Genomic DNA, 26,830 nt, shown 5'->3' with positions numbered 1-26,830 from the left:
GGCTAACTATGAAAAATTTAACTAATCGTATATTAATCACTGGATTTCTCGCTATTATTTTCGGGATGTGTATATGGACAGCCAAAATAATATATTGGGATAAAAAAAGTTTTTCTGATTTTGAAAACAGAGAATTAGCTTTAGATCCAGTCCTAACTATGGATACTATAAAATCCGGAAAATATTTCAAAGATACTGAATTACACTTTACAGATCATATTGCCGCACGAGATAAATTTATTGAAACTTACACAAAGTTGCAATTAAAATTCAATCGCACTTTTGTAAATAATAATTTCGTCGCAGATGACGGTTTCATTTTGTCTGCACCTACAAATATTGATATGCGTGATCAAATAAAGCAATCTGTAAGTGAACTAGACAACTTAAGAAATCAATTTACAAAAACAGAATTTTATTTCCTGTTAGCTCCAAGTAAACTAACGACATTTTCGTATAAGTACCCACCATATGTAGATCGTGGGTATGATCAAAAACATCGTGATTATTTTGTACAAGAATTACAGAAAATAAATTTTCCATTTATTGATGTTCTACCTGCTATTCAAAAAGAATTTACTCACGAACAATTAGAAGAACTATACTTTAAAACGGATCACCATTGGAATATGAAAGGTGCGTTTTATGCATACGAACAAACAATGAATTACATTGCTAATCACTCTAAAGTATTTACAGGAAATGTTGTTAATCGAGATGATTATAAAACCACTATAGAAGAACCTAATGGGCAATTTATCGGTAGTTGGAATAGACAATTATACAAATTAATAAAAACACCTGAAACAATTCCATATGTACAATTAAAAGAAAACCCAAATGTGTGGGATAATTATACTGTCTATCTCGGTCCAAAATCAGAAGAAACAAGTAAAATACCGATGAAAGAATTCTTTGCAGTGAACAAAAAGAAGCTTTCACCAGACTATGCATCGGTTTATCAAACAGACTATTCACAGATTAACATCTTAAATCCAAATGCAAAAAGTAAATTGCATGCTGTCATTATTAAAGATTCTTATGCAGATGCAACTTATCCTTTATTCGCACAAGAATTCGAACAAACAACTTTTATTGATCCACGATTTGGGGCAAGTAAAAATATTAAACAAGATCTTGAAAAACTAAATGCTGATATCGTCTTATTTCTTTATAATGACACTAGTACAAGTAAACAAATGTATCAATTTGAAAATAAAGAATAAAAAACAAGAGGTGAATCATTCCGATTCACCTCTTGTTTTTCTATTCATATAACACATACGTAAAAAAACGTCTTCTAAATTTAGAAGACGTTTTTTTATTATTTTACAATGTGAATTGGCATTCCAAGAGCAACTTCAGCTGCTTCCATTGTGATTTCACCTAATGTTGGGTGAGCGTGGATTGTTTGAGCGATATCTTCAGCTGTCATTCCAGCTTCGATAGCTAAACCAATCTCAGAGATAATATCAGAAGCACCTGCGCCTGCAACTTGAGCACCTACAAGAAGACCATCTTCTTTACGTGTTACAAGTTGTAGGAAACCGTCAGTGCTGTTTAATGATAACGCACGACCGTTTGCAGCGAATGGGAACTTAGATACAGTTACAGTCATTCCTGCTTCTTCAGCTTGTTTCTTAGTGTAACCAACAGATGCTAATTCTGGATCAGTGAAGCATACTGCAGGAATTCCGATGTAATCGATAGCTGATGCATGGCCACTAATTGCTTCAACAGCTACTTTACCTTCGTAAGAAGCTTTGTGAGCTAATGGTGGTCCAGGAACGATATCACCGATTGCATAGATGTTTGGTACGTTTGTACGGCATTGCTCATCGATTTCGATGATACCGCGGTCAGTCATTTTAACTCCAACTTGCTCAAGACCGATTTCTTGAGTGTTTGGACGACGACCTACAGTTACTAATACGTAATCTGCTTCTACAGTTTGGATTTCACCTTTAACTTCGAAGCTAACTTTTACGCCAGTTTCTGTTTCTTCAACGCCTTTAGCCATAGCTTTTGTATGGATATTTACGTTACCTTTCTTTTGAAGAGCACGTTTAACAACAGAGCTCATTGCTTTTTCAAAACCAGCTAAGATTTCGTCGCCAGCTTCTACTACAGTAACTTCTGTACCGAAGTTAGCATATGCAGTACCTAATTCCATACCGATGTAACCGCCGCCGATTACAACAAGTTTTTTAGGAATTTCAGGTAAGCTTAAAGCACCTGTAGAGTTGATAACACGTTTAGAGTATTTGAATCCAGGAATTTCGATTGGTGTAGAACCAGTTGCAAGAACAGCATTTTTAAACGTATACGTTTGAGCTGCATCTTCAGTCATTACGCGTAATGTGTTAGCATCTACGAAGTAAGCTTCACCGCGAATGATTTCAACTTTATTACCTTTAAGAAGGCCTTCAACACCGCCAGTTAATTTCTTAACTACGCCGTTTTTCCATTCTTGAACTTTTGTAAAGTCAACTTTTACGTTCTCTGCAGTGATACCCATGTCATCAGAATGCATTGCATTCTCATAACGATGACCTGCATTGATTAACGCTTTTGAAGGAATACATCCAACGTTTAAGCATACGCCACCAAGGTTAGCTTTTTCAATGATTGCTACCTTTTGACCTAATTGTGCTGCACGAATTGCCGCAACGTATCCACCAGGACCTGCACCAACAACGACTGTATCTAATTCAATTGGGAAATCTCCTACTACCATTGTTATTACGCCTCCATTACTAATAATTGTGGGTCATTCAATAGACGTTTAATTTGGTTTAATGCTTTTTGAGCAGTTGCGCCGTCAATTAAACGATGGTCAAAGCTTAGAGATAATGCTAATACTGGAGCTGCAACGATCTCACCATTTTTCACAACTGGCTTCTCAGCGATACGGCCGATACCAAGGATTGCTACTTCTGGGTGATTGATAACTGGAGTGAACCATTGTCCACCTGCAGAACCAATGTTTGTAATTGTGCAAGAAGCACCTTTCATTTCAGTTGGAGCTAAACGACCTTCACGTGCTTTACCAGCAAGATCATTGATCTCGTTAGAAATAGTGAAGATAGACTTGCGATCTGTATCTTTAACAACTGGTACTAATAGACCTTTGTCTGTATCAGCTGCGATACCGATGTTGAAGTAATGTTTGTGAACTACTTCTTGAGATGCATCGTCTAAAGAAGTGTTTAACATTGGGTATTCACGTAATGCAGATGTTAAAGCTTTAACAACGTACGGAAGGTAAGTTAATTTAATACCTTTGTCAGCTGCAACAGCTTTGAACTTCTTACGGTGAGCAACAAGCTCAGTTACATCAACTTCATCCATTAATGTTACGTGAGGAGCTGTATGCTTAGAGTTAACCATTGCTTTCGCAATCGCTTTACGGATACCACTCATTTTCTCACGAGTTTCTGGATATTCACCAGCTGGGATTGGTTGTGCTTTTGGTGCTTCTTCTTTCGCTGCTGCTGGAGTAGCTTCTACTGCTGCTGGAGCCTCAGTTGCTGCTACAGTTTGTCCACCATTTGCAAATGCATCGATGTCAGCTTTCACAACGCGACCGTTCTTACCAGATCCAGCTACTTTATGAATATCTACACCTTTTTCACGAGCATATTTACGAACAGATGGCATAGCGATAACGCGCTCATCTACTACTTCTGCAGTTGCTGCTGGAGTAGCTTCCGCTGCTGGAGCTTCTACTGCTGCTTCTTCAGCTTTTGGAGCTTCATCATGATCGTCACCTTTAAATTTAAGGTTTTCGTATCCAGGAGCATCAAATTTAATTAATGTATCTCCTACAATTGCAACTGTTCCTTCTTCTACAAGTACTTCAAGTACTTTACCTTTAACAGGAGAAGGGATTTCTACTACTGCTTTATCATTTTGTACTTCAAGAAGTACATCGTCTTCATTTACTTCATCGCCTGGTTTAATAAACCATTTTACGATTTCACCTTCGTGGATACCTTCACCGATATCTGGTAGTTTAAATTCAAATGCCACGGAATTCAGCCCCCTGATTCATTTCATTATTATGGAATATGTACAAAAGAAACCAGCATGTGCTGATTTCTTTTGCACATGAAAAACTAAAAATTAGAAGTTCATTACTTTGTTAACAGCTTCAACAATATCTTTATGGTTTGGTAACCATACGCTCTCAGCTTGAGAGAATGGGAATACTGTATCAGCAGCTGCAACACGTACAACTGGAGCTTCTAAGTTTAAGATTGCACGGTCGTTAATTTCCGCTACAACGTTAGCTGCAATACCAGCTTGTTTTTGAGCTTCTTGAACTACAACTACACGGCCTGTTTTTTCAACAGAAGCGATGATTGTTTCGATATCTAATGGTTGAACTGTACGTAAGTCAACAACCTCTAAAGAGATACCTTCTTTTTCAAGTTCTTCAGCAGCTTTTAATGCAGCATGAACCATAGCACCATAAGCGATAACAGATACATCTGTACCTTCACGTTTGATATCAGCTTTACCTAAATCAATTGTGTATTCACCTTCTGGTACATCTTGACGGAATGAACGGTACAATTTCATATGCTCTAAGTAGATAACTGGATCGTTGTCACGAATCGCAGAGATTAAAAGACCTTTTGCATCGTATGGAGTAGATGGAATAACAACTTTTAGACCAGGTTGTTGAGCCACTAATCCTTCTAAGCTATCAGCATGTAGTTCAGGAGTATGAACACCGCCACCGAATGGAGAACGAACTGTTACTGGAGCAGTCCAACGTCCGCCAGAACGGTAACGCATACGAGCTAATTGACCAGAAATTGAATCCATTACTTCATAAACGAAACCGAAGAATTGGATTTCTGGAACTGGACGGAATCCTTCAAGTGCAAGTCCAACTGCAAGTCCACCAATACCAGACTCTGCAAGTGGAGTATCCATTACACGATCTTCACCGAATTCAGCTTGTAAACCTTCAGTAGCACGGAATACACCGCCGTTTACACCAACGTCTTCACCAAACACAAGTACGTTAGGGTCATTTTTCATTTCAACGCGTAAAGCATCAGTGATTGCTTGAATCATTGTCATTTGAGCCATGGCTTACTTCGACTCCTTTTCTTTGTAAATTTCATATTGTTCAGCTAAGTTGTAAGGCATTTTTTCGTACATGATTTCCATTAAATCAGTAACTTTTTGTTTTGGAGCTTGGTCAGCCTTAGCAATTGCTTGTTTGATATCTTCTTTTGCTTCTTCAATTACTTTCTCTTCAACTTCTTGAGACCATAGGCCTTTAGTTTCTAAGAACTTACGGAAGCGTACGATTGGATCCTTTTGTTCCCATTCGTTTTCGATATCTTTTGTACGGTAACGAGTTGGGTCATCACCAGCCATTGTATGTGGACCATAACGGAATGTTAAAGTCTCGATTAAAGTAGGGCCTTCGCCATTTACTGCGCGCTCACGAGCGAAAGCAGTTGCTGCGTATACAGCTAATGGATCCATACCGTCTACTTGAATTCCGTAAATACCTGCTGCTACTGCTTTTTGTGCTACAGTTTTAGCTGCAGATTGTTTTTCTACTGGAGTAGAGATTGCATAACGGTTGTTTTGAACAACGAAGATTGCTGGAGCTTTGAATGCACCTGCAAAGTTCATACCTTCGTAGAAATCACCTTGTGAAGCACCACCGTCACCAGTGTAAGTAATTGCAACAGATTTTTTACCACGTAGTTTCATACCTAACGCAACACCAGCAGTTTGGATGATTTGCGCACCGATAATGATTTGTGGAGCTAGTGCATTTACATTCTCAGGCATTTGGTTACCCATGAAGTGTCCACGAGAGAATAAGAATGCTTGATATAATGGTAATCCGTGCCATACTAATTGTGGTACATCACGGTATCCTGGTAAGATAAAGTCTTCTGCTTCAAGTGCGAAATGACTTGCTAATTGAGAAGCTTCTTGTCCAGCTGTAGGTGCGTAGAAACCTAAACGTCCTTGACGGTTTAAAGAAATAGAACGTTGATCTAGTACGCGAGTATACACCATACGACGCATTAATTCTTTTAATTGATCATCAGATAATTCAGGCATAGCTGCTTCATTCACAACTTCGCCATTTTCATTTAAAATTTGTAATGTTTCAAATTGAGCTGCGATAGCTTTCATTTGCTCATCAACATTAAATAGGGTCTTTTTTGTTTTAGTACCCATTCCGTTCACCTCTTCCTCTCTTGAACCATATTCTGAAACGCTTTCACTGGCTATTTTCCAGTTTAAAAAGCGCAACGATGTAAACCAACATGTTTGTCTGTCGGTTGAGAATAATTTTGTGTACCTAACAATCTGTACTAATGTTTTTTCAGAAACATATTAATACAATCTTGATCACGTTTTTTAGTTTACAACTATTCTAATTACGATGTCAATTACTTTGAATACGTTTTTTTATAAATAATATGCAGGTTTCTATTACACAAACGTGTTTTTATTTTTCACATCTGTATTAGTAAGCATTGACCCACTGTTATATTATTCCCTTTTTCACTTATTTTTTCTCTTAGAATAATATGTAAACGATTTAATTCTCTTTAGTTTTTCTCTCTTCGTAACAAAAATATACAAACTCTTCTTCCTTTTTTAGGTAAATACCTATACATCACCACACTCTCTTCCATACATTATAGTAACCGCAGTATTAGCGGGAAATGAAAAAGGAGGTCATCTCATGTACGGATACTCATATTGCTATCCAACTTGTTCATATCCTTCCTACGGTTATGGCGGTTCTTGTGGCGGATCTGGACGCGGCTTTGCCTTAATCGTTGTGTTGTTTATCCTTTTAATTATCGTTGGTGCTGCTTGCATTCGCTAATGTAAAATGAAACAACTATGGAAAGAAACAGACGGCTTTGCCGTCTTTTCTTTTTATCTCATACATAACTCCTCTATAGAAGAACGATTTGCAAATAGTTACCCTTACTTGCCGATGACTTTTCTCATCTCCTTTGGTAGACTAAAGAGGAAAGGAGAGATTACATATGCTTACAATGAACGATGTAATTCGCGAAGGAGATCCTATTTTGCGGGATGTTGCAGAAGAGGTGTCGTTACCAGCGAGTGAAGAAGATACAAATACCCTTAAAGAAATGATTGATTTTGTAATAAATAGCCAGGATCCTGAACTGGCTGAAAAATACAGTTTACGCCCTGGAATCGGATTAGCAGCTCCGCAAATCGGTATTTCAAAGAAAATGATTGCGGTTCATGTAACTGATACGAACGGTACGTTATATAGCCATGCATTATTCAATCCAAAAATCATTAGTCATTCTGTTGAACGTACATATTTACAAAGCGGTGAAGGTTGTCTATCTGTAGACCGCGAAGTACCTGGCTATGTCCCTCGTTACACAAGAATTACAGTGAAAGCAACATCTATTAATGGAGAAGAAGTAAAATTACGCTTAAAAGGCTTACCGGCAATTGTATTCCAACATGAGATTGATCATTTAAATGGTGTTATGTTCTATGACCATATTAATAAAGAAAATCCATTTACCGCTCCTGATGATTCAAAACCTTTAGAGCGCTAATAATAAAAAGGCGGGAATTAATCTCCCGCCTTTTTATTTTATGAAATGGGTTCCATATTTACTTATAACAGGCCAGCCCATTTTAATCCATGATATATACCGTCTTCACTTACATCCTTTGTCACATGATTTGCAAGTTTTTTCAAATCTTCATGACCATTCCCCATCACAATGCCCGTCCCAACTGCTTCGATCATTTCTAAATCGTTTAAACCATCCCCAAATGCATACACTTGTTCACGGCTAAATCCTAATTTTTCAATGAACTTCTCAATCCCTTTTGCCTTAGAACCACCATTAGGAATGATATCCATTGAATACGCATGCCAACGAATAAAATGAAAATCTGGATATTGATTAATAAACTTTTCCTCTTCATTTACTTCACAAAAAAGAAGCGTTTGATAAATATCGCGTTTTTCGTAAAAATCAGGTTCATATGCCGGATGCTCGAACTGCAAGCTTCCAAAACCTTCTTTCACATAATCATGATATTCCACTGTCGCTCTCATTTCTTGATGGTCAAGATATACAAGTGGATATCCTTCTTGTTTTGCAAACTGAGTAAACTTATGCAAGGCAGCTGGGTGTAACGGATTATTAAATACTACTTCATCTTCAAAGACAACATACTGTCCATTAAAACTAACATAATTATGTATATTGAGTTCCTTACGAATATCTTCAAACATAAACGGTGCGCGCCCTGTCGCAATTGCTACATGCACCCCTTTTTCCTGCAAATGTCTTACTGCATCTCGTGTAGATTGCGGAATTTTTTTATCGTGATCTAATAATGTTCCATCAATATCAAAAAAGACAATTTTATCATTCATTTGTCAAAACCCTTTCTGGCACTCTTTACTCCTATTTTGATAATCGCTTTTCAAATTCTAAAAAAAAGTATAACATATTAAACATCTGTGAAGAAAGCGTTCACTTTCTGACCTTATTTATGAAACATGCATATATATATTAGTAAAAAGGGTGAATACTTGTTCTAATGAATTTTCTTGTCCATTCTTCCTCATACTATATCTATAACTAACGGCTACTAATCGTTACTATAGAATAACTTTCACTGTATGAGAAAGGACAAGGTTTTCCATTCACTTTCCCCTCTTTCTTATGTCAGAGATAGAGTTTTCACTAGTAATATGCATGTTTAGAATAAGGAAAGGAAGGAGTAATCATGCTGAAGAAGCTGAAGAAAAAGCTTAAGCGTTATTTAAACGATTTAGTCCGGAAGAAGACAATCGCTTAAATTATGCCCATTTCGGGCTTTTTCTTCATTCTCATTCGAAAAAACATGAAAATCGTGACTGTTTGCTTTATAATAAGTAACAGATAATGCAAAACATAGACAAGGAGAGGTTTTCCAAATGATTTTTAAAGTATTTTATCAAGAAAAATTAACTGAGGTCCCAGTACGTGAAAATACAAAAGTTGTATATTTAGAGGCTACGTCTGAAAAGGATGTTCGTAAAAAATTAAATAAGTTCGCATATAATATCGAGTTTGTTCAGTCTGTTACTGGCGCTCATCTTGAATATGAAAAACAAAACGCTGATTTAGTATTAGCGGAGATTGTATAGCCATATGAAATTTCTAAAAAATGATCAAGTTGCCGTTTTTGCTCTCGGTGGTCTTGGTGAAATCGGTAAAAATACATATGCTGTTCAATTTCAAGATGAAATTATTATAATTGACGCTGGAATTAAATTTCCAGAAGACGAACTCCTCGGGATCGATTATGTAATACCTGATTACACTTATTTTGTGCGAAACGAAGATAAAATTAAAGGATTATTCATTACACATGGTCACGAAGATCATATCGGTGGAATCCCTTATCTATTACGTCAAGTAAACATTCCAATTTACGGTGGAAAATTAGCAATTGCACTAATAAAAAACAAATTAGAAGAGCACGGATTACTTCGTAAAGCGAAGCTTTATGAAATTCAAGAAGATGATGTTATTAAATTTAAAAAGACATCTGTTTCCTTCTTCCGTACAACTCACAGTATTCCGGATTCATACGGAGTTGTTGTGAAAACACCTCAAGGACAAGTCGTTCATACAGGTGATTTCAAATTCGATTTCACACCAGTCGGTGAGCCAGCAGATTTAACAAAAATGGCTGAAATCGGAAAAGACGGTGTACTTTGTCTCTTATCTGACAGTACAAACAGTGAAGTTCCAAACTTTACGATGTCTGAGCGCCGTGTTGGCGATAGTATTCAAGATATATTCCGCAAAGTAGAAGGTCGTATTATCTTCGCAACCTTTGCATCGAATATCCATCGCTTACAACAAGTTGTTGAGGCTGCTGTTGAAAATAATCGTAAAGTAGCTGTATTTGGTCGAAGTATGGAAGCAGCTATCGAGATTGGACAAAACCTTGGGTATATCCGATGTCCAAAAGATACATTCATAGACACATCTCAACTAAACCGCCTACCAGCTAATAAAGTGGTTATTTTATGTACTGGTAGTCAAGGTGAACCAATGGCAGCACTTTCCCGTATTGCGAATGGTACTCATCGTCAAATTCAAATTATTCCTGGCGACACAGTTGTTTTCTCTTCTTCACCAATCCCTGGTAACACAATTAGTGTAAGCCGTACAATTAACATGTTGTATCGTGCTGGTGCTAATGTAGTCCATGGCAAGCTGTCAAACATTCATACGAGTGGACATGGCGGACAAGAAGAGCAAAAACTAATGCTACGTCTAATTAAACCAAAGTATTTCATGCCAATTCATGGTGAATATCGTATGCAACGTATGCATATGAAATTAGCGAATGATTGCGGTATTCCAGAAGAGAACTGTTTCATCATGGATAACGGAGATGTTCTTGCCTTGCGTTCAGATGAAGCAAGTGTAGCTGGAAAAATTCCATCTGGTTCTGTCTATATTGATGGAAATGGTATTGGAGATATCGGTAATATCGTATTACGCGATCGTCGCATCCTTTCTGAAGAAGGGCTTGTAATTGTAGTTGTAAGCATTGATATGAAAGAATTTAAAGTTGCAGCAGGACCTGATATCATCTCGCGTGGTTTCGTTTATATGCGTGAAAGCAGCGATTTAATTAACGATGCTCAAACATTGATTACAACACATTTAGAAAAAGTAATGGAACGTAAAACAACACAATGGTCTGAAATTAAAAATGAGATTACAGACACATTAGCACCATTCCTATACGAAAAAACGAAACGTCGCCCAATGATTTTACCAATCATTATGGAAATATAAGAGAAAAGGACAATGCCTTCATGGCATTGTCCTTTTCTCTTATCTTAAAAAGTGTTTAAAACGATCTACTTCGTCATCATGACCAATTACAATTAATATATCCCCCGCTTGAATATTTTCCGTAGCTCGAGGAGAGACGATAACTTCTTTACCACGTTTAATTGCTACAATATTCAATCCAAACTTCGCACGAATATCTAATTCAATTAAAGAGTGCCCATCAATTTTTTTATTTGCAATAATCTCTACAATACTATGCTCATCTGAAAGCTCAAGATAGTCTAATACATTACTTGATGCAATATTATTAGCAATCCGTTTTCCCATATCACGCTCTGGATGTACAATGTGATCTGCACCTATCTTACTTAATACTTTTTCATGATAGTCATTTTGAGCTTTTACAGTAATATTTTTTACACCTAACTCTTTCAAAATTAACGTTGTTAAAATACTTGAATTTAAATTATCTCCAATAGCAACGACTACATGATCAAAATTACGAATGCCGAGACTTTTCAATACCATCTCATCTGTTGAATCTGCAATTACAGCATGTGAAGCTATATTTGCAAACTCATTAATTTTATCCTCATCTGAATCAATTGCCATTACTTCCATACCTAATTGAGCTAGTTCTCGGCAAATACTTCCACCGAAACGCCCAAGCCCGATGACAGCAAATTCTTTTTCTTTCTCACTCACAGGAATTCCTCCAATAACTTCAAGTACTATGTATTTTCATTGTAACATACTTTATATACGTCACAAAAACGTGTAAATCATACTTATTTTTGTTTTTGTATATAAAAATATTGTTGTAAATAAAAGGCGATACCAACAAGTAACATACCAAATACAAATATATTTCCAAACGAACTAAATGTTTCAAAAACGAACAATAACGTTTCTTGGCCGAAAAAAGCAAATAGAAGCTGCGTAAAAGCAAATACAAGCGCCCATATGTAATGATGTTGATGGAATAAATAATGCGTTGCGCCTAAAAAAGCAATAAATGAAACGATGAAAATCCACCAATTTTCTAACAACAGTTGCCAATTAGAAAATTGGTATCCATTCACTAATATCGCAATAATCCCGATAACCGCCATTGTTGGCACACTCCAGAATAGTGCTCGCCCTCTAAAGAAGCGGGTACCTTGAACATCTCCTTTTTCATATGCAATGTATGTTAGTACTACTGTACTTATATACAAAACAGAAAGAATCGTTAAAACGATAATAAGCCAAAAGTGTAATTGATAATATTCATGCTCTATATTTGTCACGATTGCAGCTAGCATACACGGGATTAACATTCCCGTCCAACCATCTACTTTTCTTTCATTCCAAAAGACCGTATTACCAATTCGTATACCTAGCAGCATAAAAATAATGATACCTAGTACAAATAATGTAGTTTTATTCCCTACTAAACTCGTTGAGAAAGCAATTAATCCAATAAATAAAAAGAGCACAAACCCATTCATAATTTCTAGTACAGGTGATAAATACCTCTTCACCCATTTGTATGTTTCGTCATATTCATTATTATCTACTAGACGATAGGCATAAAAACTTATTCCAAAATAAACCGCCGCAATAATAACATACGCATATAAGACGAAACATAAAATCGCACTGCTAATTTGCACGTAATTCCCCACCCTTTTTTCTATGTTTCACATTGATTTTACACACTTTTCATACTAAAAGTAAACATATATAAGTTAGTCAAATAATTAATAATGAGCAGTGGCTAAAACCCCCTGCTCATTATTAAAACAGTACAATTAACTTTAATTCTTTCATTTGTATGTAAATGTCTAAAATCAATCTATACGAGCGTTACTTACACCTCCGAACAAAAAGTTTTTTGGAACCTTCAAGAAAGCGGAAGTTTTATTTTCTATTTCCTTTCCACTTTACATATTGGCTTAAAAATGTAATTGCCTTTTCAATCACTTCTTCGTCTGGTTTTAATTTCGCATGATGTAAACCATATTCTGAATTTACTCCAAGCCAAAACATAAATCCAGGGATTTCTCGAAGCATATAACCAAAATCTTCACCTGTCATTGCCTCAGTACATGTAATAACATTCATATCAGTTTGTTTATGTACAAATTGCATAAACTCTCTCGTTAACTCTTCATGGTTATATACTTGATGATACATTGCTCCGTAATCTATAATCGCCTCACACTGGAAAGAAGCTTCGATACCTGCAACAATTGCCTCAATTCTGCTTTTCACACGCTTCATTGATTCCACTGATAATGTTCGAATCGTTCCTTCTAAACGAGATTTTTCTGCGATAATATTTTGAACTGTACCACCTGTTATTTTTCCAATTGTAATTACCGCACTGTCAAGAGGATTCACATTACGACTAATAACGGATTGAAGTTGTGTAACAAGGTGACTGGCTGCAACAATCATATCATTCGCAGTATGTGGATAAGCCGCATGTCCACCTTTTCCTTTTAAATCAACATATAATTCTGATGTATTCGCAAATAACAGACCTTCTTTTGTCGCAATTGTTCCTACAGCGTATTCTGGTGCAATATGAAGACCAAGAATTATATTAGGCTTCCATCCTTTTAGCTCTTCACTTTCTAACATAGGAAGAGCGCCACCTGGACCTTCTTCTGCCGGCTGGAATAGAAACACAAGGTCGTCATCTATTCTTTCACTCACAGCTGCTGTTAGGAGGCCTAGACCAATTGTTGTATGCAAATCATGTCCACATGCATGCATCATTCCTTTATGTACAGAAGCAAATTCGTATCCAGTTTCCTCTGTTATTGGCAAACCATCTATATCTGCACGATAACCTATTATTTTCTCTGGGCTTTTCCCATTTACTTTAACAATTACACCTGTTTTCCATGTTCTCACTTCCAAATATTCGTTAGGAAGTGTTTCTATATACTCTAAAATGTACTGTTGTGTTTTCCACTCTTTAAATCCAATTTCCGGGATTTTGTGTAAATCTCTACGAACTTGGACAAATTTGCTTACTGTCATTTTTGCACCTCTATCTATAAAAAGCGCAAGAGCCTATTTATGCTCTTACGCTTTTTGTTTTTTATTTCTCTGGGTTTAATTGACGAAGCTCTTGTTTGATTTCAGTTTTCGCTTTTGTCTTCTCATCAATTTCTTTAATTACACGTGCTGGAGTTCCCGCAACAACTGTATATGGAGGCACATCTTCTGTTACAACAGCTCCTGCTGCTACAACTGCACCTTTACCTACTGTAACGCCCTCTAAAACAACTACATTTGCACCAATTACAACATCGTCTTCAACGATAACTGGTTTTGCAGAAGGTGGCTCAATAACACCCGCAAGTACAGCACCTGCACCTACGTGACAGTTTTTCCCAACCGTTGCACGTCCACCAAGCACTGCGTTCATGTCGATCATAGTACCTTCGCCAATTACAGCACCGATGTTAATTGTTGCATTCATCATGATAACAGCGTTGTCACCAATTTCAACGTGGTCACGAATAATTGCGCCTGGCTCAATACGAGCTTTAATACCTTTTAAATCAAGCATTGGGATTGCAGAATTACGACGATCGTTCTCAACTACATAGTCAACAATGTGCTTGCTATTTTCATCAAGAATTGTCTTAATTTCAGACCATTCTCCGAATACTACACCAGATTTTTTATTTACAAATGCTTGTACTGTTTCAGGGAACGTTACTTCTTTTAAATCCCCTTTTATGTATACCTTTACAGGAGTTTTCTTTTCACTTTTTTGAATAAACGAAATAATTTCGTTAGCGTCCATCATTTTCATTCTTGTTGCCTCCTAAATCCATTTATATTGTTACTCTACCAAACGATAGAGCGAGTAGCAAGACAATAATCTTATTTTTCCCTTTGAATTTCTTCTATAATTTCTAAAAACGCTTGTACTTGCTTCAATTGTCTTGCTGATTCACTTGTTAACAACCATGTTTCTCTCGTTAATTGAACAGGTGTTTTATACATATTTTCCTGCACTTCTTTTAATACTGTAGAAGGCAATAACGCATAACCTATACCATTTAGAACAAGTTGTTTGCACGTCTCAATTTGATCAACTACAATTGTTCGCTTAGGTGGGTTAGAGAATAACCCATACCACCAATTTTGTATTTGACCATAATAAGTCGAATCACTTTTAAATTGAATAAATGGTCTATTTGTTTCTTTTAACATCGAAATATCTTTTATTTCTTTATCGACTAAATATAATTCATCTTCAAATAATTGTTGCTTTTGTCCTTTATATTCCTGTGATCCCCTTAATATAGCTACATGAACATCGCCCTCATAAAATTGCTTTTGCACTTCACTACTCCAGCCAGTAAACAGCGATATCTTCACAGAAGGATACTTTTGTACAAACTTTTTCAACACAGGAGGGAGCCAATATTGACCAATAACCGATGCAACAGCTATTTTTAACGTTCCATATGTTTCCGTTCTAAAAACTGCCAGTTCGCTCTTAATATTCTCTTCTCTTTGTAACATTTCTTTTGCATAATTTGCGACTTTTTCCCCTTCAGGTGTAATTGTCAATCCTTTTTGTGAACGAATAAAAAATTTCATTCCCCATTGTTTCTCCATAGATTGTAATCGTTGACTAAGCGCAGGTTGGGAAACAAATAAACGTTCCGCCGCTTTTCTCATATTTGATTCCTGGGCTAACACAACCATCATTTGAAAATCATCAATTTGCAACTTTCTCCCTCTTTCCTTAGCTTCCATACACCTTATTTCAATAAGCTTTTCATCCTGAATTTAACTGAATACTTTTATACAAAAAATACAATTTTTCAGTTCGAACTTTCCTTATGTTTTATGTCTTTTTAAATATAATACATACACAACTGATATGCACGAAAAAAAGTGACTTCTCCGTTTCTATGAAGTCACTTTCCTCCTATTATCTATCTATTATGCTGCCGTACTTTTTTATTCAATAATTTTAAAATAGCTCTACGTGTTAAAATCCCATCGAAATACCCTTCTTCATTTACAGCACAAATAAAAGGATGATCAATTGTCATTTCTAAAGCTTTTGCAAATGAATCTTCTAACTTAAGAACCGGAATATCTTCCTTCATCACTTGTTCTACTTTCATATCATCAAGTCTTTCAAACTCAATGCGCTCTAACCCTAACATACCATCTAAAATCATAGCAGTACTAATCAACCCATGTAATTTATACATTGGGTCTAAAACAGGTATTGCCGAATATCCAGATTTCACAAGAACGAGTAAAGCATGCTCTAATCCATTCCCAATTTGGACATGTGCTACTTTTTCTGATGAAATCATTAAATCTTTCACAAAAATTTGCTGAAACTCGTCTTTCGGAATACTAATCATGTTACATCCCCCATTTTCCCTTTTTCCTGCTTATATTCATCGACTCTATTCTTATTTTATGACAGCGTTTTCATATTATTATTTTGTCCTAACTTTATTTCAATAAAAATACAATTACACAGCTATTTTAGCATACAACACAAAAAAAAGACTACCATTACGGTAGCGCTTAATACCCTTTATTTTTTAATCTGTAAAATAACCTTGTGATTTTTTTATATTGCGTCACATCTGTCTGTTTCAAACCATTCTCAATATCTGTAAGTTCTACAGCTAAAATTTCACTCGCATAATTTTGTTGAAATAGAATATCTAGTAACAAACTTTCTTCTTCTTTCGTTAAAACAAATTCCCTTTGCATATACCCCTCTCCTTATAATCCCATCGTTACTCTCATTATATAAAATTTCCAACTTATTTAGTAGATGTAATATTCAGTTTTTAATAAAAACATGTAACAATTGTAACCATATAAAAATTATTTCGTATATCGATTTGCATAACTAAATGCCGCATAAGCATCCGGCTTAATTTTTGCAGTTAATCCCATCGCTTGAATTTTCGCTGTCATATCTAAAATAAATTCTTTTGTTAAACCATCATTCCCTATGTCCAAATGAATTTCCATTATGAACCCAGCCCCATCTTGAGCATATGGATGCAATAAATCCCATATGGTTTGTATATGGTTAGGAGTAAATAGGCAAGCGATTTCTTGACTAAACTGTGTTTCTAAATATATTTTCTCCCGTAATGTTGCCGGCTTATCTTTTACTGACCTATGGTGTAAACATCCCCAAGCCCCTTTTCCAACACGGTGAATATGGATTGCCGTAATAAATCTCGTATCTTTTTGATGTGCCTGTGAGTCTGTCCCAATAGATAATCGATATAAATTTCGTGGATCCTTTTCAATGAAACTACAAATGCGGTTAAAGACCGTATCAAAATTCAAATGTCTCTCTGAAACATTATAGAATTTATGCCCACCGTCCACATAGTCACGTCCTTTCCATTAGACAGACTTTTCGTATTCTCATTGTATGGGACAAAAACAAAAATTATAACTTACTATCCTTTATTCGTCTCAATATTTCGCATTACAAAATGACAAACTTGGCAAGTATAAATTACATTTTGATTCGATTGAGCCGTTAATACATGAATAATCTCTGCAGAATTGTGGCAATTAGGACAGATCACAACTGGTAAACGTTCCACATAACACACCTCCTATTTATTTTTATCACGCTATTTTCGAGCAGTAAAACTCCTGATTGATGTAGGCCAATCATCAGTCGATAATAAGCACTTCCACTGATTAAAGTCTTACTTTATTACCATTGTAGGAAAAACGAAAAATTCCTATACATATATACTGGAAAGTAAAAGAACTAAAAAAGGTACTGCCATAGGCAGTACCTTTTTTATATGTATCAAGAAATGATATCGTAAATCTCAATTGCAACCATATCGATATTATCGAATTGATACACTTGAGGTTTTTCACCTTGTTGATACACTTCTAATTCATACATTTCACTTTTATCGAAAAATTTCACGCTACATTTGCGCTCACCGTTCACTTCAAAATAGCGTTGTGCTACTTCACCGCTTACAGCTTGTTCTTGTAGACTAACAAGTCGTGTTAAAATTCCTTGGAGTAGAGACATGAAATCTCTCCTTTCTCTAATCTTCCTACCAATAGGTTTTACAGCTATACTCATTCTATCCGTCATAACAGAAAAAATGTTCCACAGTCTAGGATAAAGGTTATTGGCCAGAAACTCAACTAAAAATTTGTCGAAATGCAAAGGAAAACACAGAAAGAACATCTTTTTCCTTCTTTATTGCGATTTCCATACTGGAATAATATAATAAAAAACAGAAAAAAGGAGGAATTACAATGAAAAAAATTGAGGTTTACACACAACCTGATTGTCCGCCATGTGTCATTGTGAAAGAATTTTTAAAGCATAATAACGTTGCATATGAAGAATTTGACGTAAAAAAAGACGCTGCTGCTCGCGATCGCCTTTTATACGACTATGATTCCTATTCAACTCCAACAGTTGTAATCGACGGTGAAGTGGTTGCAGGTTTTCAAATCGAAAAATTACAACAGCTACTCAATATAGAATAGGAATAGGTAAATACCTATTCCTATTTTTATCTCGTTATTTATGGGCAGTAAAACTCCCGATTGATGAAAGCTAATAATCAGTAGGATATAAAGCCCCCACTGATTAAAGTTGCACTTTATAATTGTTGTAACCTTTTTATTTCAGTTAAAAGTTCTTGGCTTTCATGATACCCTGCTAATTTCCATTTATCTTGATCCCTTTTCAATGTTACAATTTGATATTGTCCACTTTTCGCCCGCTCATATACATATAAATTTTTATGCTCTTCATCATACGCCATTTTCGTTTCCGAATTAAAAGAAAACGGTGCTTCTTTTGCTGGAAGTAAATATTCACCACTTTGTTTATCACTTCTACTATTTTCATCTGTAAATACTTGAAGGAAATTATCTGTAAAATACGGTGATAACGTCTCTATCATCTTATTCATCGGCAAATGCTTCCCGCGAATTGAAAATTGGGTTTCATAGCCTTTTTGTATCGTTGTAAACACGTCTTTCCGATCGACTTTCAATTCCTCTTTTCCTAAAACAGTTGTAACACTATAACCAACTAGAAAGGCAACACATACAAATAGAACAAGCCATATTCCATATTTCCTCATTTTTCCACCTTCCTTTTAAAAGAACTTGTCTTTGTAGTATTCATTGTAACAATGATTATGCAAAGAAAGGGATGGTTTCGTTCGTAAAATCTTTACAACGATAGACAGCATTTTCATCACCATTTTCACTATTACCAATTTCTGATAAAAACAAACAAAAAAATGCACGAATCTCTTCGTGCATTAAAATAAAACATCTTCTTCATATAAATATTCATAAGATAAATCTATAAATAAAAAGTTTTCATCATCAATCGGGAAAGAAAATGTTCGTACCATTTCACCAGTTTCAATATCGGCATATAAATCTGAAAGTCTCGCCTTATTTTCAAAACGCATTTTCATAATATTCTCAAGAAAATACGGACGCCAACTCCAGTTCTTCATATAATACTCCGGCATCACAATCCATTCCCCATCTTTTTTCATAACATTACCTGATTGTTGAAAACCATCTTCATTGCAAATAAATATGCGAAAACTACATTGTGATATACTTTGGCTAAATTGTAATAACCAATCATTTATATCTTCATTCTTTTTTTGTTTTGACAGAACATCACCAATTCGATCACGTAACATCTCTGTTAAATGATAAATTTTTTGCAACTTCTTTTTCTCATGCTGAATAAATTGATGACATTCATTACCAAGTCTCTCTTTTAAAACATTCGTTTCAATAAAATCAGGTAAACATTCTTTTAAATAATTACCTTGATAGTATCTACCACCGTTTTTCCAAGCATATTGTAGTTGATAAAAAGCATCAATTTCTTCATATAACAACGTTGCACCAATTCTTCTTGCAAGTAAAGATAAGGAATATAAAATATCTTGATAAGATTGTATAAGTGCAGTTTGCCTTAAGTTTGTTAAATCTACTTTTAAAATATCAGGTGCTAACACGCTAATACGTTCTAAATTACTTGTACCCGTTCCAACTTTATTAATCGAAATCTGAATACCATATGTACGATAATACATAAGCAAATGATTAAATTGCTCAATATCTTCTTTACATTCATGCTCTGTTATCTCTAAAACAATGTGGTTCAAATTTAAACCTTGTTTTTCATACATCAATAAAAGTTGAAGTAAACTTTCATCTTCGTCATTCATTAATACGTTAGCATTTCGATGTATAAATAATAACAATTTTTGATTGCTTTCTAAATAACGGTTTAAAGCTTTTTCTACTATAATATTATCCGCTTCCAGTTGAAACTCACTTGGAATAGAATCATCATGAAAGAACGAAGCTAAACTTTGTATGCCCTCTTCTGTTTGAATACGTCCTACTACTTCATATCCAATTACTGTATGTTCATCAGCACTAAAAATAGCTTGATAATAAGGAAGGACTTTATCCAAGTTACTCATTACATCTAATGCATCTATCAACGTGCTTCCCTCCCTTTACTTTTCAAAAATTATAACACGATATTTACGGAAAAATAATAAAAAATCCCTTCAGTTTTCCTGAAGGGATTAGAGGGGTAAAATGCTAAGGGGAATTAGCAATTCTACTATGAAGAAAAAAGAGGTCTTAAATATACCGTATATATGACCTCTTGTAAATACCTTTCTTTCACATGTCACAATTCCGTCACATTTTACCACAAAAAATGAATCAAACATTCATTTGGTCATCCCTCTTAAAATGGATATTGATGCAAGTGTTGTCCTCCATCCATTGTCATGCATGTTCCATTTATGTATGCAGCTTCATCTGAACATATATAATAAGCTAGACCTGCAATTTCTTCTGGCGTACCTAGTCTTCCAAGTGGCACACTTTGTAGTGTACGCTTAGCCATTTCTTCTGAAATCCATAATTTATCGGCACCGCCCGTACGTTCAATCGGCCCTGGTGCGATAGCGTTAACTCGTATTCCATATTTACGTCCCCACTCAACAGCAAGCGTTTTAGTCATTGCTAATACGCCAGCTTTTGCTGCAGCCGAATGAATAACTCCTGGACCTGCATCCCATGCATATGTCGCTACCATATTAATGATATTTCCTTTTATACCTTTCTCAATCCAATACTTCCCGACAGCTTGACTGCAATAAAATGTACCATTTAACACAATATTAATGACCGAATTCCAGCCATTCACAGATAAATCTTCTGCTGGACAAATAAAGTTGCCAGCTGCATTATTTATTAAAATATCAATTCGTCCGAACTTTTCATCAATATGTTCAATCATTTTCTGAATATCTTCAGTATTTCGTACATCCATTTGTACAGGCAATATTTGCCCTGGAAACTGTTCAATCTCTAACTTTGTTTCCTCCAGTTTTTCTTTTGTACGCCCTGTAATAACAACTCGTGCCCCTTCTTTCGCAAAACGAGTTGCCATTCCTTTTCCCATTCCACTCGATCCACCTGTTATAATTACTACCTTCTCTTTCACATATATCCCTCCCAAAAATGAATACACATTCATTTTATCATTTTATTTGATAGAAATCTTTATATTTTTAAACTTTTCTGATATTTTAACTTAAAGAGACTTCTTTTCATTCATTTTTCCGTAAGCTATACTACTTCTTTATTATTTTAAATATATTAAAAAAAAACTGAAAGGAGATTTGAGTAGCCTGTATATGGAACGAAAACACATGATATAAATCAAATAGGTATACTCATACTTTTATGAAGCAACTTACAAGAAGAAATTTTTTAAAAAATGGAATACGCACTTGTCTATATTCATTTATAACCACTAGTATCGGTTACTATTACGCTAAATACATAGAGCCGCATATGATCTCTTTTACAGAGCACACACTAAAATCACAGCTCATACCAAAAAGTTTTCATGGTATGAAGGTTCTTCAATTTAGCGATTTACATCTCGGATACTATTTCTCGCTCCAACATTTATCTCAAATCATTTCTAAGATTAATGCTGCAAACCCAGATATTGTCCTTTTTACTGGTGATCTCATTGATAATTACCAAACATATACTGACACTCCTTTCGTTGCATCCATTTTAAAGAATATACAAGCACCCTTCGGTAAATTTGCTATTTATGGTAACCATGATCACGGCGGATATGGAACTGAATACTATGATCACATCATGCGTGAATCTGGATTTGAACTATTACAAAATAGCGAAAAACGAATTCGTCTACTGGATAATAGTGAAATTTCTATTTTCGGACTCGATGATATACTACTTGGCAAACCAAAAATAGCGGAAACACTACAACAAGCGCGGCAAAATACTTATAACATTGTTCTTGTTCACGAGCCAGATATTGCGCCACAAATTGCTACATATCCAATCAACTTGCAACTTTCTGGTCATAGCCACGGCGGACAAGTAAAAATCCCTTTTTTAGGTGCTATCGTTACCCCATCACTTGCCAAACACTACATTGAAGGCTTCTATTCCATTCAAGACTTATCTCTCTATGTCAATCGCGGACTTGGAAGAACACGTGTCCCATTCCGGTTTATGTCAAAACCTGAAATTACACTTTTCACCCTACAACATTCGTAATAATTCGCCTATTTTCTTACATATCCTTTCTTGTACGCGCTCATCCACGTTTCGTTTACCATATGATAAAAGTGAGTCCAATAAAGGAGGTTTGTTCATGTATCCATATTATCAACCAATCCCAGTTCGTTCAGCACCTATTGGCCCAGTAGGCGACTCACGATTCTTTCCGTTTTTTGGCGTTCCATTTCTAGCTGGAATTGCTGGTGGATTGCTCGGCGGAGCATTAGCTTTCGGCCCTAGACCATTTTATCCACCTTATCCACCACCTTACCCGCCACCAGCACCTTATCCTTGTTATGGTGGACCTTGTCAACAACCATACTATTATTAATGTATGCCAACAATTCTACCAACGCTATTCTCTCTATTAGACAATCGATTAATATGCTTACAATAAAAACTATTCTCTCTACACATTCTTCTATTTTGAGAACGTATAATAAGTAGAGAACAAAGTAAAAAACCTCTTATTAATAAGAGGTTTTTTACTTTGTTCTTGCTATTCAGCATCTGTATTTTGATACGCCATCTTAAACAACTTCACTTGGCTATCAATCTCCTCTGCACCACTATTAATAACATAATAGTAGTCACCGTCTTTATTTTGTTCGCGTGTTTTCACATTATCTGCTAAAGTAAGCTGTAAAATCGCCTTTATTCTTGCTTTCATTTCAATATCTAGAATTGGGAAGGATATTTCTACTCGTTTCTCCATATTTCGCGTCATCCAATCAGCTGAAGATAAATATATTTTCTCCTCTCCATTATGATGGAAATAATAAATACGGCTATGTTCTAAATATCTTCCTACAACACTAACTACACGAATATTTTCACTTACATTTGGAATACCAGGTCTTAAACAACATGTTCCTCGAACGATGAGCTCTACCTTTACTCCCGCTTGTGATGCTTCATACATTTTTTTTATTAATGGTTTATCCGTTAGTGAATTCATCTTAGCGATAATATAGCCATTTCCATATTGCCTATGATAACGAATTTCTTCATCTATTAAATCCATAAATTGCTCTCTTATATCAAATGGTGCAACTGATAAATGGTGAAAATGCGGTTTCGTTGTATAACCACTTAAATAATTAAAGAAATTTGTTGCATCGACCCCAAAGTCTTTTCGTGATGTAATATAGCCAAAATCGGTATATAGCTTTGCTGTTGCATCATTATAATTTCCGGTTCCAAGATGTACGAACCTTTCGATTTTTCCGTTTTTTCTTCTTACAACTAGCGTAATTTTACTATGCGTTTTCAAGTGACTTACACCGTAAATAACGTGACACCCAGCCTGTTCTAATTCTTTAGCCCAATGAACATTATTCTCTTCATCAAACCTTGCTTTTAACTCCACCAACACTGTGACTTGTTTTCCTTTTTCAGCTGCTACTTTTAGTGCCTGAATAATCGGAGAATCACCACTTACTCGATATAATGTTTGTTTAATCGCAAGTACATTCGGATCGTCTGCCGCATCACGGACAAAATCAACTACTGGCTGAAACGATTCAAAAGGATGATGTAATAAAATATCATGCTCAATCGCCTTTTCAAATACATCTTCCTCATCACCTAAGTCTTGAGGTGGTTGCGGAATAAGGGCTGGATAAATGAGATGTTCATATAATGGTGCTAATTTTTTATATAAAGAGAATAAACATGTTAAATCTAACGGTCCATCCATTATATATACATCTTCATCTTTTACTTCCAACACCTCGTATAATAATGTTAATACTCTTTCATCAATGTGTTCTTTGCCAACTTCTAAACGTACAGCAGCTCCCCACTTACGCTTTTTCAACTCTTTTTCAATTACCTTTAATAAATCCCTCGCACCCTCTTCATGAATTGTTAAATCCGCATTACGTGTAATACGGAAACGAGTAACAGATGATACTTTATATCCTGTGAATAATTTATGAGTAAAACTACTAATTACGTCTTCTAATAAAATAAATTTATGCTTTTGCCCTTCACTCGGTAAAAATATGAAGCGTTCAAGTAATGAAGGAACTTGCACAATTCCTAACTTCGTACGGTTTTCTTCCTCCACTTGCTTCTCATCATATAAAAGAGTAGCTAAGTTCAAACTTTTATTTAATAACATCGGAAATGGACGGTATGCATCGATAGCTACAGGCGTTAAAACCGGAAAAATTTGCTCATCAAAATAATCTTCTATAAATTCTCTCTGTTCTTTCGTCAAATCATGGAATGTTAAACGCTCAATCCCCTCTAATTCAAGCGCTGGCAATACATAATTTTTAAACGTATCATATTGTACGGTCATTAATTCATGGGCTTTTATCGCAATTTTATTTAATTGTTTTTTTGGTGTTAAGCCAGCTTTATTTTCTGGTTGATTAAACCCAGCACTCACTTGATCTTTCAAACCCGCTACACGTACCATAAAGAATTCATCTAAATTCGAGCTAAAAATACTTATAAACTTTAATCTTTCCAAGAGTGGATTATTTTCATCTTGCGCTTCTTGTAGTACACGTTCATTAAATGCTAACCAACTTAGCTCTCGGTTATTATAATATGCTGTATCATTTAAATTTACGATGTTCCCCTTCAACAATTCCATTCCCTTCACACTTCCCCTTGAAACTTTTTTACTATAATTTAGTTACTTCTATTTTAGCAAATTACAATATTATAAAGTGTAATTTTTTTGTAAAGACATCCGTACAACCTAACGTTTTCATTCAAATGACAAGTTAATATTCGTTTTTAACACTCTTTCTAGCTGCTTTTTTTGTTTTTCAGCTTGTACTTTTTCTGCTAATGCCGATTGCTCACATAAAATTCTAAACGTTAATCCTTCTTTATTTTCTGTTATGGATATCGTATCAACAAGCGATCTTTGTCTTACATTTAGAGCAGCTGAAAATTGTAAAACAGCCCCTAATAGGCGGATTTTTTTTTGTTCGCTTTTATCAAACCAACCTTCAAATGGAGATAAATGTTGTTTAAATAGCATTTTTGATTTATAAGATGCAATAAGCGCTAACCTCACTCGATCTTTATGCATCATGCCATCAATTGTTTTATTCGCCAATAAATAAAACGTGTGTAAACGACTCGCTTCTTCGTCTATATATTTTCCAATGTTAAATACTTTCGCTGCTTGATGGAATGCTTCCCAGTCTTTTATTGAAACAGAAATCAGTCCCATTTCTTCGAGTTGTTTACAAATCAATCTTCCATGTTTAATAAGTTGAATGACAAATTCCATATCCATTTCATATTCGTGTGATAACAAATGTAAGCTTTCTTCAACTACATTCGGATAATATGAAATCCCTAAATCTTTCGTCAACTCTTCATAGAAAACACCTTCTCTTAATCCTTTTTTGCTTAATACAAATGCCGTTGCTTCTATAATATTTACAAGTTTATGAAATACTTCAACCGCTGGAATAATTGTATCAGCTCGATCTTTTGCCAATCCTTCCATTTTCTGAAGTTCGATAAACGATTGTTTTTCTAATGTACCTTTTACATTTTCAATATCTTCTTCTTTCATTTTGTATAAATGTACTCCCGCTATAGGATAGTTTATTAAATTTTGGTGGATTTTTGCTAAGTTTCTCGCACTACCACCAATTGCAATAAGAGGCAATTTCTTATCAATTAACCATGGTAACGTTCGAAATTGACACTCTAAATACTCTCGAATTTCCTCTAATTCATCTTTAGTAGGAATATCACCTTTAATAAATAGATGTTTTAAAGAAAGCGCACCAAAAGGAAAACTATGGTACTCTAAAATCTCTCTATTTTTAATATATGTAACTTCCGTACTTCCGCCACCAATATCTACTGTTATTCCTTCCGAAAACGAAGTAGAATTCATAACTGCTAAATAGCCGTAACGTGCTTCCTCATATTCTGATAACACTCTAAGAGTAAAGTCTGTTTGTCCTTCAACAAGTTTTTTAATCTCCTCTTGATTCTCAGCCTGTCTAATTGTTGCCGTTGCAACACAAAGTACATGATGCAGCTGATGGAATTTTGTACTTTCTTGAAATTGAAATAATGTTTGTAACAATACTTCTTTACCTTCTTCATTCAAAACACCATCGATTAAATAATTTCTTAACCGAGCAACCACTTTCGTATTTTCAATTTCTTTATAAAAACCTCCATTTTGCTTTTCATAAATAACTAAACGCATTGTATTAGATCCAATATCTATAATGGCATATTGTTGTTTTAATAGTTCTTTCAAACTTCTCACTCTTTCATTATCAAATTTCAAAACA

Annotated in this window: 29 protein-coding genes; 8 read left to right on the top strand and 21 right to left on the bottom strand. The window is 35.2% G+C overall.

All coding sequences use genetic code 11. From position 1 onward, the window contains the following. Positions 1 to 8: 8 nt before the first annotated feature. A complete protein-coding gene (locus JDS81_RS03820) occupies positions 9 to 1,226 on the top strand; it encodes a DHHW family protein (protein WP_079519572.1) in 1,218 nt (405 codons plus the stop codon). A gap of 98 nt (positions 1,227 to 1,324) precedes the next feature. On the opposite strand, the gene lpdA is transcribed toward JDS81_RS03820, so the two are convergent. From lpdA to pdhA, 4 genes are all read right to left on the bottom strand, one after another. Then, on the bottom strand, positions 1,325 to 2,737 hold the full coding sequence (lpdA, locus tag JDS81_RS03815) for a dihydrolipoyl dehydrogenase (protein ID WP_000260104.1): 1,413 nt from the start codon (positions 2,735 to 2,737) through the stop codon (positions 1,325 to 1,327). A 5-nt stretch (positions 2,738 to 2,742) separates the two neighbouring features. Further along, positions 2,743 to 4,032 carry a pyruvate dehydrogenase complex dihydrolipoyllysine-residue acetyltransferase gene (gene pdhC / locus JDS81_RS03810; RefSeq protein ID WP_097954284.1) on the bottom strand — a complete coding sequence of 430 codons (1,290 nt, stop codon included), beginning with the start codon at positions 4,030 to 4,032 and terminating at the stop codon, positions 2,743 to 2,745. Positions 4,033 to 4,125: 93 nt separating this feature from the next. Continuing rightward, positions 4,126 to 5,103 carry a pyruvate dehydrogenase complex E1 component subunit beta gene (gene pdhB / locus JDS81_RS03805; RefSeq protein WP_000068166.1) on the bottom strand — a complete coding sequence of 326 codons (978 nt, stop codon included), beginning with the start codon at positions 5,101 to 5,103 and terminating at the stop codon, positions 4,126 to 4,128. A 3-nt stretch (positions 5,104 to 5,106) separates the two neighbouring features. Next, on the bottom strand, positions 5,107 to 6,222 hold the full coding sequence (pdhA, locus tag JDS81_RS03800; protein ID WP_000536896.1) for a pyruvate dehydrogenase E1 component subunit alpha: 1,116 nt from the start codon (positions 6,220 to 6,222) through the stop codon (positions 5,107 to 5,109). Positions 6,223 to 6,736: 514 nt separating this feature from the next. Between pdhA and JDS81_RS03795 the strand changes: the two genes are divergently transcribed. Then, on the top strand, positions 6,737 to 6,883 hold the full coding sequence (locus tag JDS81_RS03795) for a YjcZ family sporulation protein (protein ID WP_000274562.1): 147 nt from the start codon (positions 6,737 to 6,739) through the stop codon (positions 6,881 to 6,883). 166 nt (positions 6,884 to 7,049) lie between these two features. Further along, positions 7,050 to 7,604: a peptide deformylase gene (gene def / locus JDS81_RS03790; RefSeq protein ID WP_000957068.1), complete on the top strand. Its 555-nt coding sequence runs from the start codon at positions 7,050 to 7,052 to the stop codon at positions 7,602 to 7,604. A 62-nt stretch (positions 7,605 to 7,666) separates the two neighbouring features. Here the strand turns inward: def and JDS81_RS03785 are convergent, their stop codons facing one another. Next, entirely contained in the window at positions 7,667 to 8,440 is a 774-nt protein-coding gene (locus tag JDS81_RS03785; protein WP_000998284.1) for a Cof-type HAD-IIB family hydrolase, read from the bottom strand. A 546-nt stretch (positions 8,441 to 8,986) separates the two neighbouring features. On the opposite strand from JDS81_RS03785, the gene JDS81_RS03780 reads away from it, so the two are divergent. Further along, the gene (locus JDS81_RS03780; protein ID WP_000576438.1) at positions 8,987 to 9,199 is read left to right on the top strand and encodes a DNA-dependent RNA polymerase subunit epsilon; all 213 of its coding nucleotides are present in this window, start codon (positions 8,987 to 8,989) and stop codon (positions 9,197 to 9,199) included. Positions 9,200 to 9,203: 4 nt separating this feature from the next. After that, on the top strand, positions 9,204 to 10,871 hold the full coding sequence (gene rnjA / locus JDS81_RS03775; protein WP_000670378.1) for a ribonuclease J1: 1,668 nt from the start codon (positions 9,204 to 9,206) through the stop codon (positions 10,869 to 10,871). Positions 10,872 to 10,910: 39 nt separating this feature from the next. Here the strand turns inward: rnjA and JDS81_RS03770 are convergent, their stop codons facing one another. From JDS81_RS03770 to JDS81_RS03725, 10 genes are all read right to left on the bottom strand, one after another. Next, complete coding sequence (locus JDS81_RS03770) at positions 10,911 to 11,576, bottom strand: potassium channel family protein (RefSeq protein ID WP_001290442.1); 666 nt, start codon at positions 11,574 to 11,576, stop codon at positions 10,911 to 10,913. 83 nt (positions 11,577 to 11,659) lie between these two features. Continuing rightward, positions 11,660 to 12,526, bottom strand: a complete 867-nt coding sequence (locus JDS81_RS03765) for a hypothetical protein (RefSeq protein WP_001167326.1) — start codon at positions 12,524 to 12,526, stop codon at positions 11,660 to 11,662. A gap of 247 nt (positions 12,527 to 12,773) precedes the next feature. After that, a complete protein-coding gene (locus JDS81_RS03760; RefSeq protein WP_000218682.1) occupies positions 12,774 to 13,904 on the bottom strand; it encodes an N-acetyldiaminopimelate deacetylase in 1,131 nt (376 codons plus the stop codon). Positions 13,905 to 13,965: 61 nt separating this feature from the next. Further along, positions 13,966 to 14,688 (bottom strand): 2,3,4,5-tetrahydropyridine-2,6-dicarboxylate N-acetyltransferase, encoded by a 723-nt coding sequence (gene dapD, locus JDS81_RS03755; protein ID WP_000783253.1) that lies wholly within the window; start codon positions 14,686 to 14,688, stop codon positions 13,966 to 13,968. Positions 14,689 to 14,759: 71 nt separating this feature from the next. Next, positions 14,760 to 15,644: a LysR family transcriptional regulator gene (locus tag JDS81_RS03750; protein WP_002039481.1), complete on the bottom strand. Its 885-nt coding sequence runs from the start codon at positions 15,642 to 15,644 to the stop codon at positions 14,760 to 14,762. A 182-nt stretch (positions 15,645 to 15,826) separates the two neighbouring features. Next, positions 15,827 to 16,270 (bottom strand): cyclic-di-AMP-binding protein CbpB, encoded by a 444-nt coding sequence (cbpB, locus tag JDS81_RS03745; protein WP_097954285.1) that lies wholly within the window; start codon positions 16,268 to 16,270, stop codon positions 15,827 to 15,829. 169 nt (positions 16,271 to 16,439) lie between these two features. Beyond that, positions 16,440 to 16,631, bottom strand: coding sequence for an antirepressor AbbA (gene abbA / locus JDS81_RS03740; RefSeq protein WP_001188532.1), 192 nt, complete (start codon positions 16,629 to 16,631; stop codon positions 16,440 to 16,442). 117 nt (positions 16,632 to 16,748) lie between these two features. After that, on the bottom strand, positions 16,749 to 17,267 hold the full coding sequence (locus JDS81_RS03735) for a ribonuclease H-like YkuK family protein (protein ID WP_000348650.1): 519 nt from the start codon (positions 17,265 to 17,267) through the stop codon (positions 16,749 to 16,751). Positions 17,268 to 17,341: 74 nt separating this feature from the next. Next, positions 17,342 to 17,491 carry a hypothetical protein gene (locus JDS81_RS03730; protein WP_000440536.1) on the bottom strand — a complete coding sequence of 50 codons (150 nt, stop codon included), beginning with the start codon at positions 17,489 to 17,491 and terminating at the stop codon, positions 17,342 to 17,344. A gap of 215 nt (positions 17,492 to 17,706) precedes the next feature. Continuing rightward, complete coding sequence (locus JDS81_RS03725; RefSeq protein ID WP_000055152.1) at positions 17,707 to 17,943, bottom strand: YkuJ family protein; 237 nt, start codon at positions 17,941 to 17,943, stop codon at positions 17,707 to 17,709. 233 nt (positions 17,944 to 18,176) lie between these two features. On the opposite strand from JDS81_RS03725, the gene JDS81_RS03720 reads away from it, so the two are divergent. Next, positions 18,177 to 18,413, top strand: a complete 237-nt coding sequence (locus JDS81_RS03720; protein ID WP_000717871.1) for a glutaredoxin family protein — start codon at positions 18,177 to 18,179, stop codon at positions 18,411 to 18,413. Between the two features lie 116 nt (positions 18,414 to 18,529). On the opposite strand, the gene JDS81_RS03715 is transcribed toward JDS81_RS03720, so the two are convergent. From JDS81_RS03715 to fadH, 4 genes are all read right to left on the bottom strand, one after another. Continuing rightward, positions 18,530 to 19,018 (bottom strand): DUF3993 domain-containing protein, encoded by a 489-nt coding sequence (locus JDS81_RS03715; protein WP_001233803.1) that lies wholly within the window; start codon positions 19,016 to 19,018, stop codon positions 18,530 to 18,532. 55 nt (positions 19,019 to 19,073) lie between these two features. Further along, on the bottom strand, positions 19,074 to 19,202 hold the full coding sequence (locus tag JDS81_RS03710; protein ID WP_000544074.1) for a hypothetical protein: 129 nt from the start codon (positions 19,200 to 19,202) through the stop codon (positions 19,074 to 19,076). Further along, the gene (locus tag JDS81_RS03705; RefSeq protein ID WP_000564311.1) at positions 19,202 to 20,419 is read right to left on the bottom strand and encodes an EAL domain-containing protein; all 1,218 of its coding nucleotides are present in this window, start codon (positions 20,417 to 20,419) and stop codon (positions 19,202 to 19,204) included. Before JDS81_RS03705 ends, JDS81_RS03710 begins: the two co-directional genes overlap by 1 nt. Before the next feature lie 254 nt (positions 20,420 to 20,673). Continuing rightward, the gene (fadH, locus tag JDS81_RS03700) at positions 20,674 to 21,438 is read right to left on the bottom strand and encodes a 2,4-dienoyl-CoA reductase (RefSeq protein ID WP_000660910.1); all 765 of its coding nucleotides are present in this window, start codon (positions 21,436 to 21,438) and stop codon (positions 20,674 to 20,676) included. Between the two features lie 242 nt (positions 21,439 to 21,680). On the opposite strand from fadH, the gene JDS81_RS03695 reads away from it, so the two are divergent. Both JDS81_RS03695 and JDS81_RS03690 read left to right on the top strand, forming a co-directional pair. Beyond that, positions 21,681 to 22,538: a metallophosphoesterase gene (locus JDS81_RS03695; RefSeq protein WP_097954286.1), complete on the top strand. Its 858-nt coding sequence runs from the start codon at positions 21,681 to 21,683 to the stop codon at positions 22,536 to 22,538. 97 nt (positions 22,539 to 22,635) lie between these two features. Next, positions 22,636 to 22,872, top strand: a complete 237-nt coding sequence (locus JDS81_RS03690) for a hypothetical protein (RefSeq protein ID WP_000283739.1) — start codon at positions 22,636 to 22,638, stop codon at positions 22,870 to 22,872. 168 nt (positions 22,873 to 23,040) lie between these two features. Here the strand turns inward: JDS81_RS03690 and JDS81_RS03685 are convergent, their stop codons facing one another. Both JDS81_RS03685 and JDS81_RS03680 read right to left on the bottom strand, forming a co-directional pair. Further along, a complete protein-coding gene (locus tag JDS81_RS03685; RefSeq protein ID WP_087969768.1) occupies positions 23,041 to 25,149 on the bottom strand; it encodes a polyphosphate kinase in 2,109 nt (702 codons plus the stop codon). A 117-nt stretch (positions 25,150 to 25,266) separates the two neighbouring features. Then, entirely contained in the window at positions 25,267 to 26,796 is a 1,530-nt protein-coding gene (locus tag JDS81_RS03680; protein ID WP_000661381.1) for a Ppx/GppA family phosphatase, read from the bottom strand. Positions 26,797 to 26,830: the final 34 nt, after the last annotated feature.

Origin of the sequence: Bacillus cereus group sp. N31 (genome assembly GCF_016483245.1) — a bacterium.
Taxonomy (GTDB): Bacteria; Bacillota; Bacilli; order Bacillales; family Bacillaceae_G; genus Bacillus_A; species Bacillus_A toyonensis.
The sequence above is the reverse complement of the archived record's forward strand: the minus strand, read 5'-3'. Positions and strand labels throughout refer to the sequence as shown.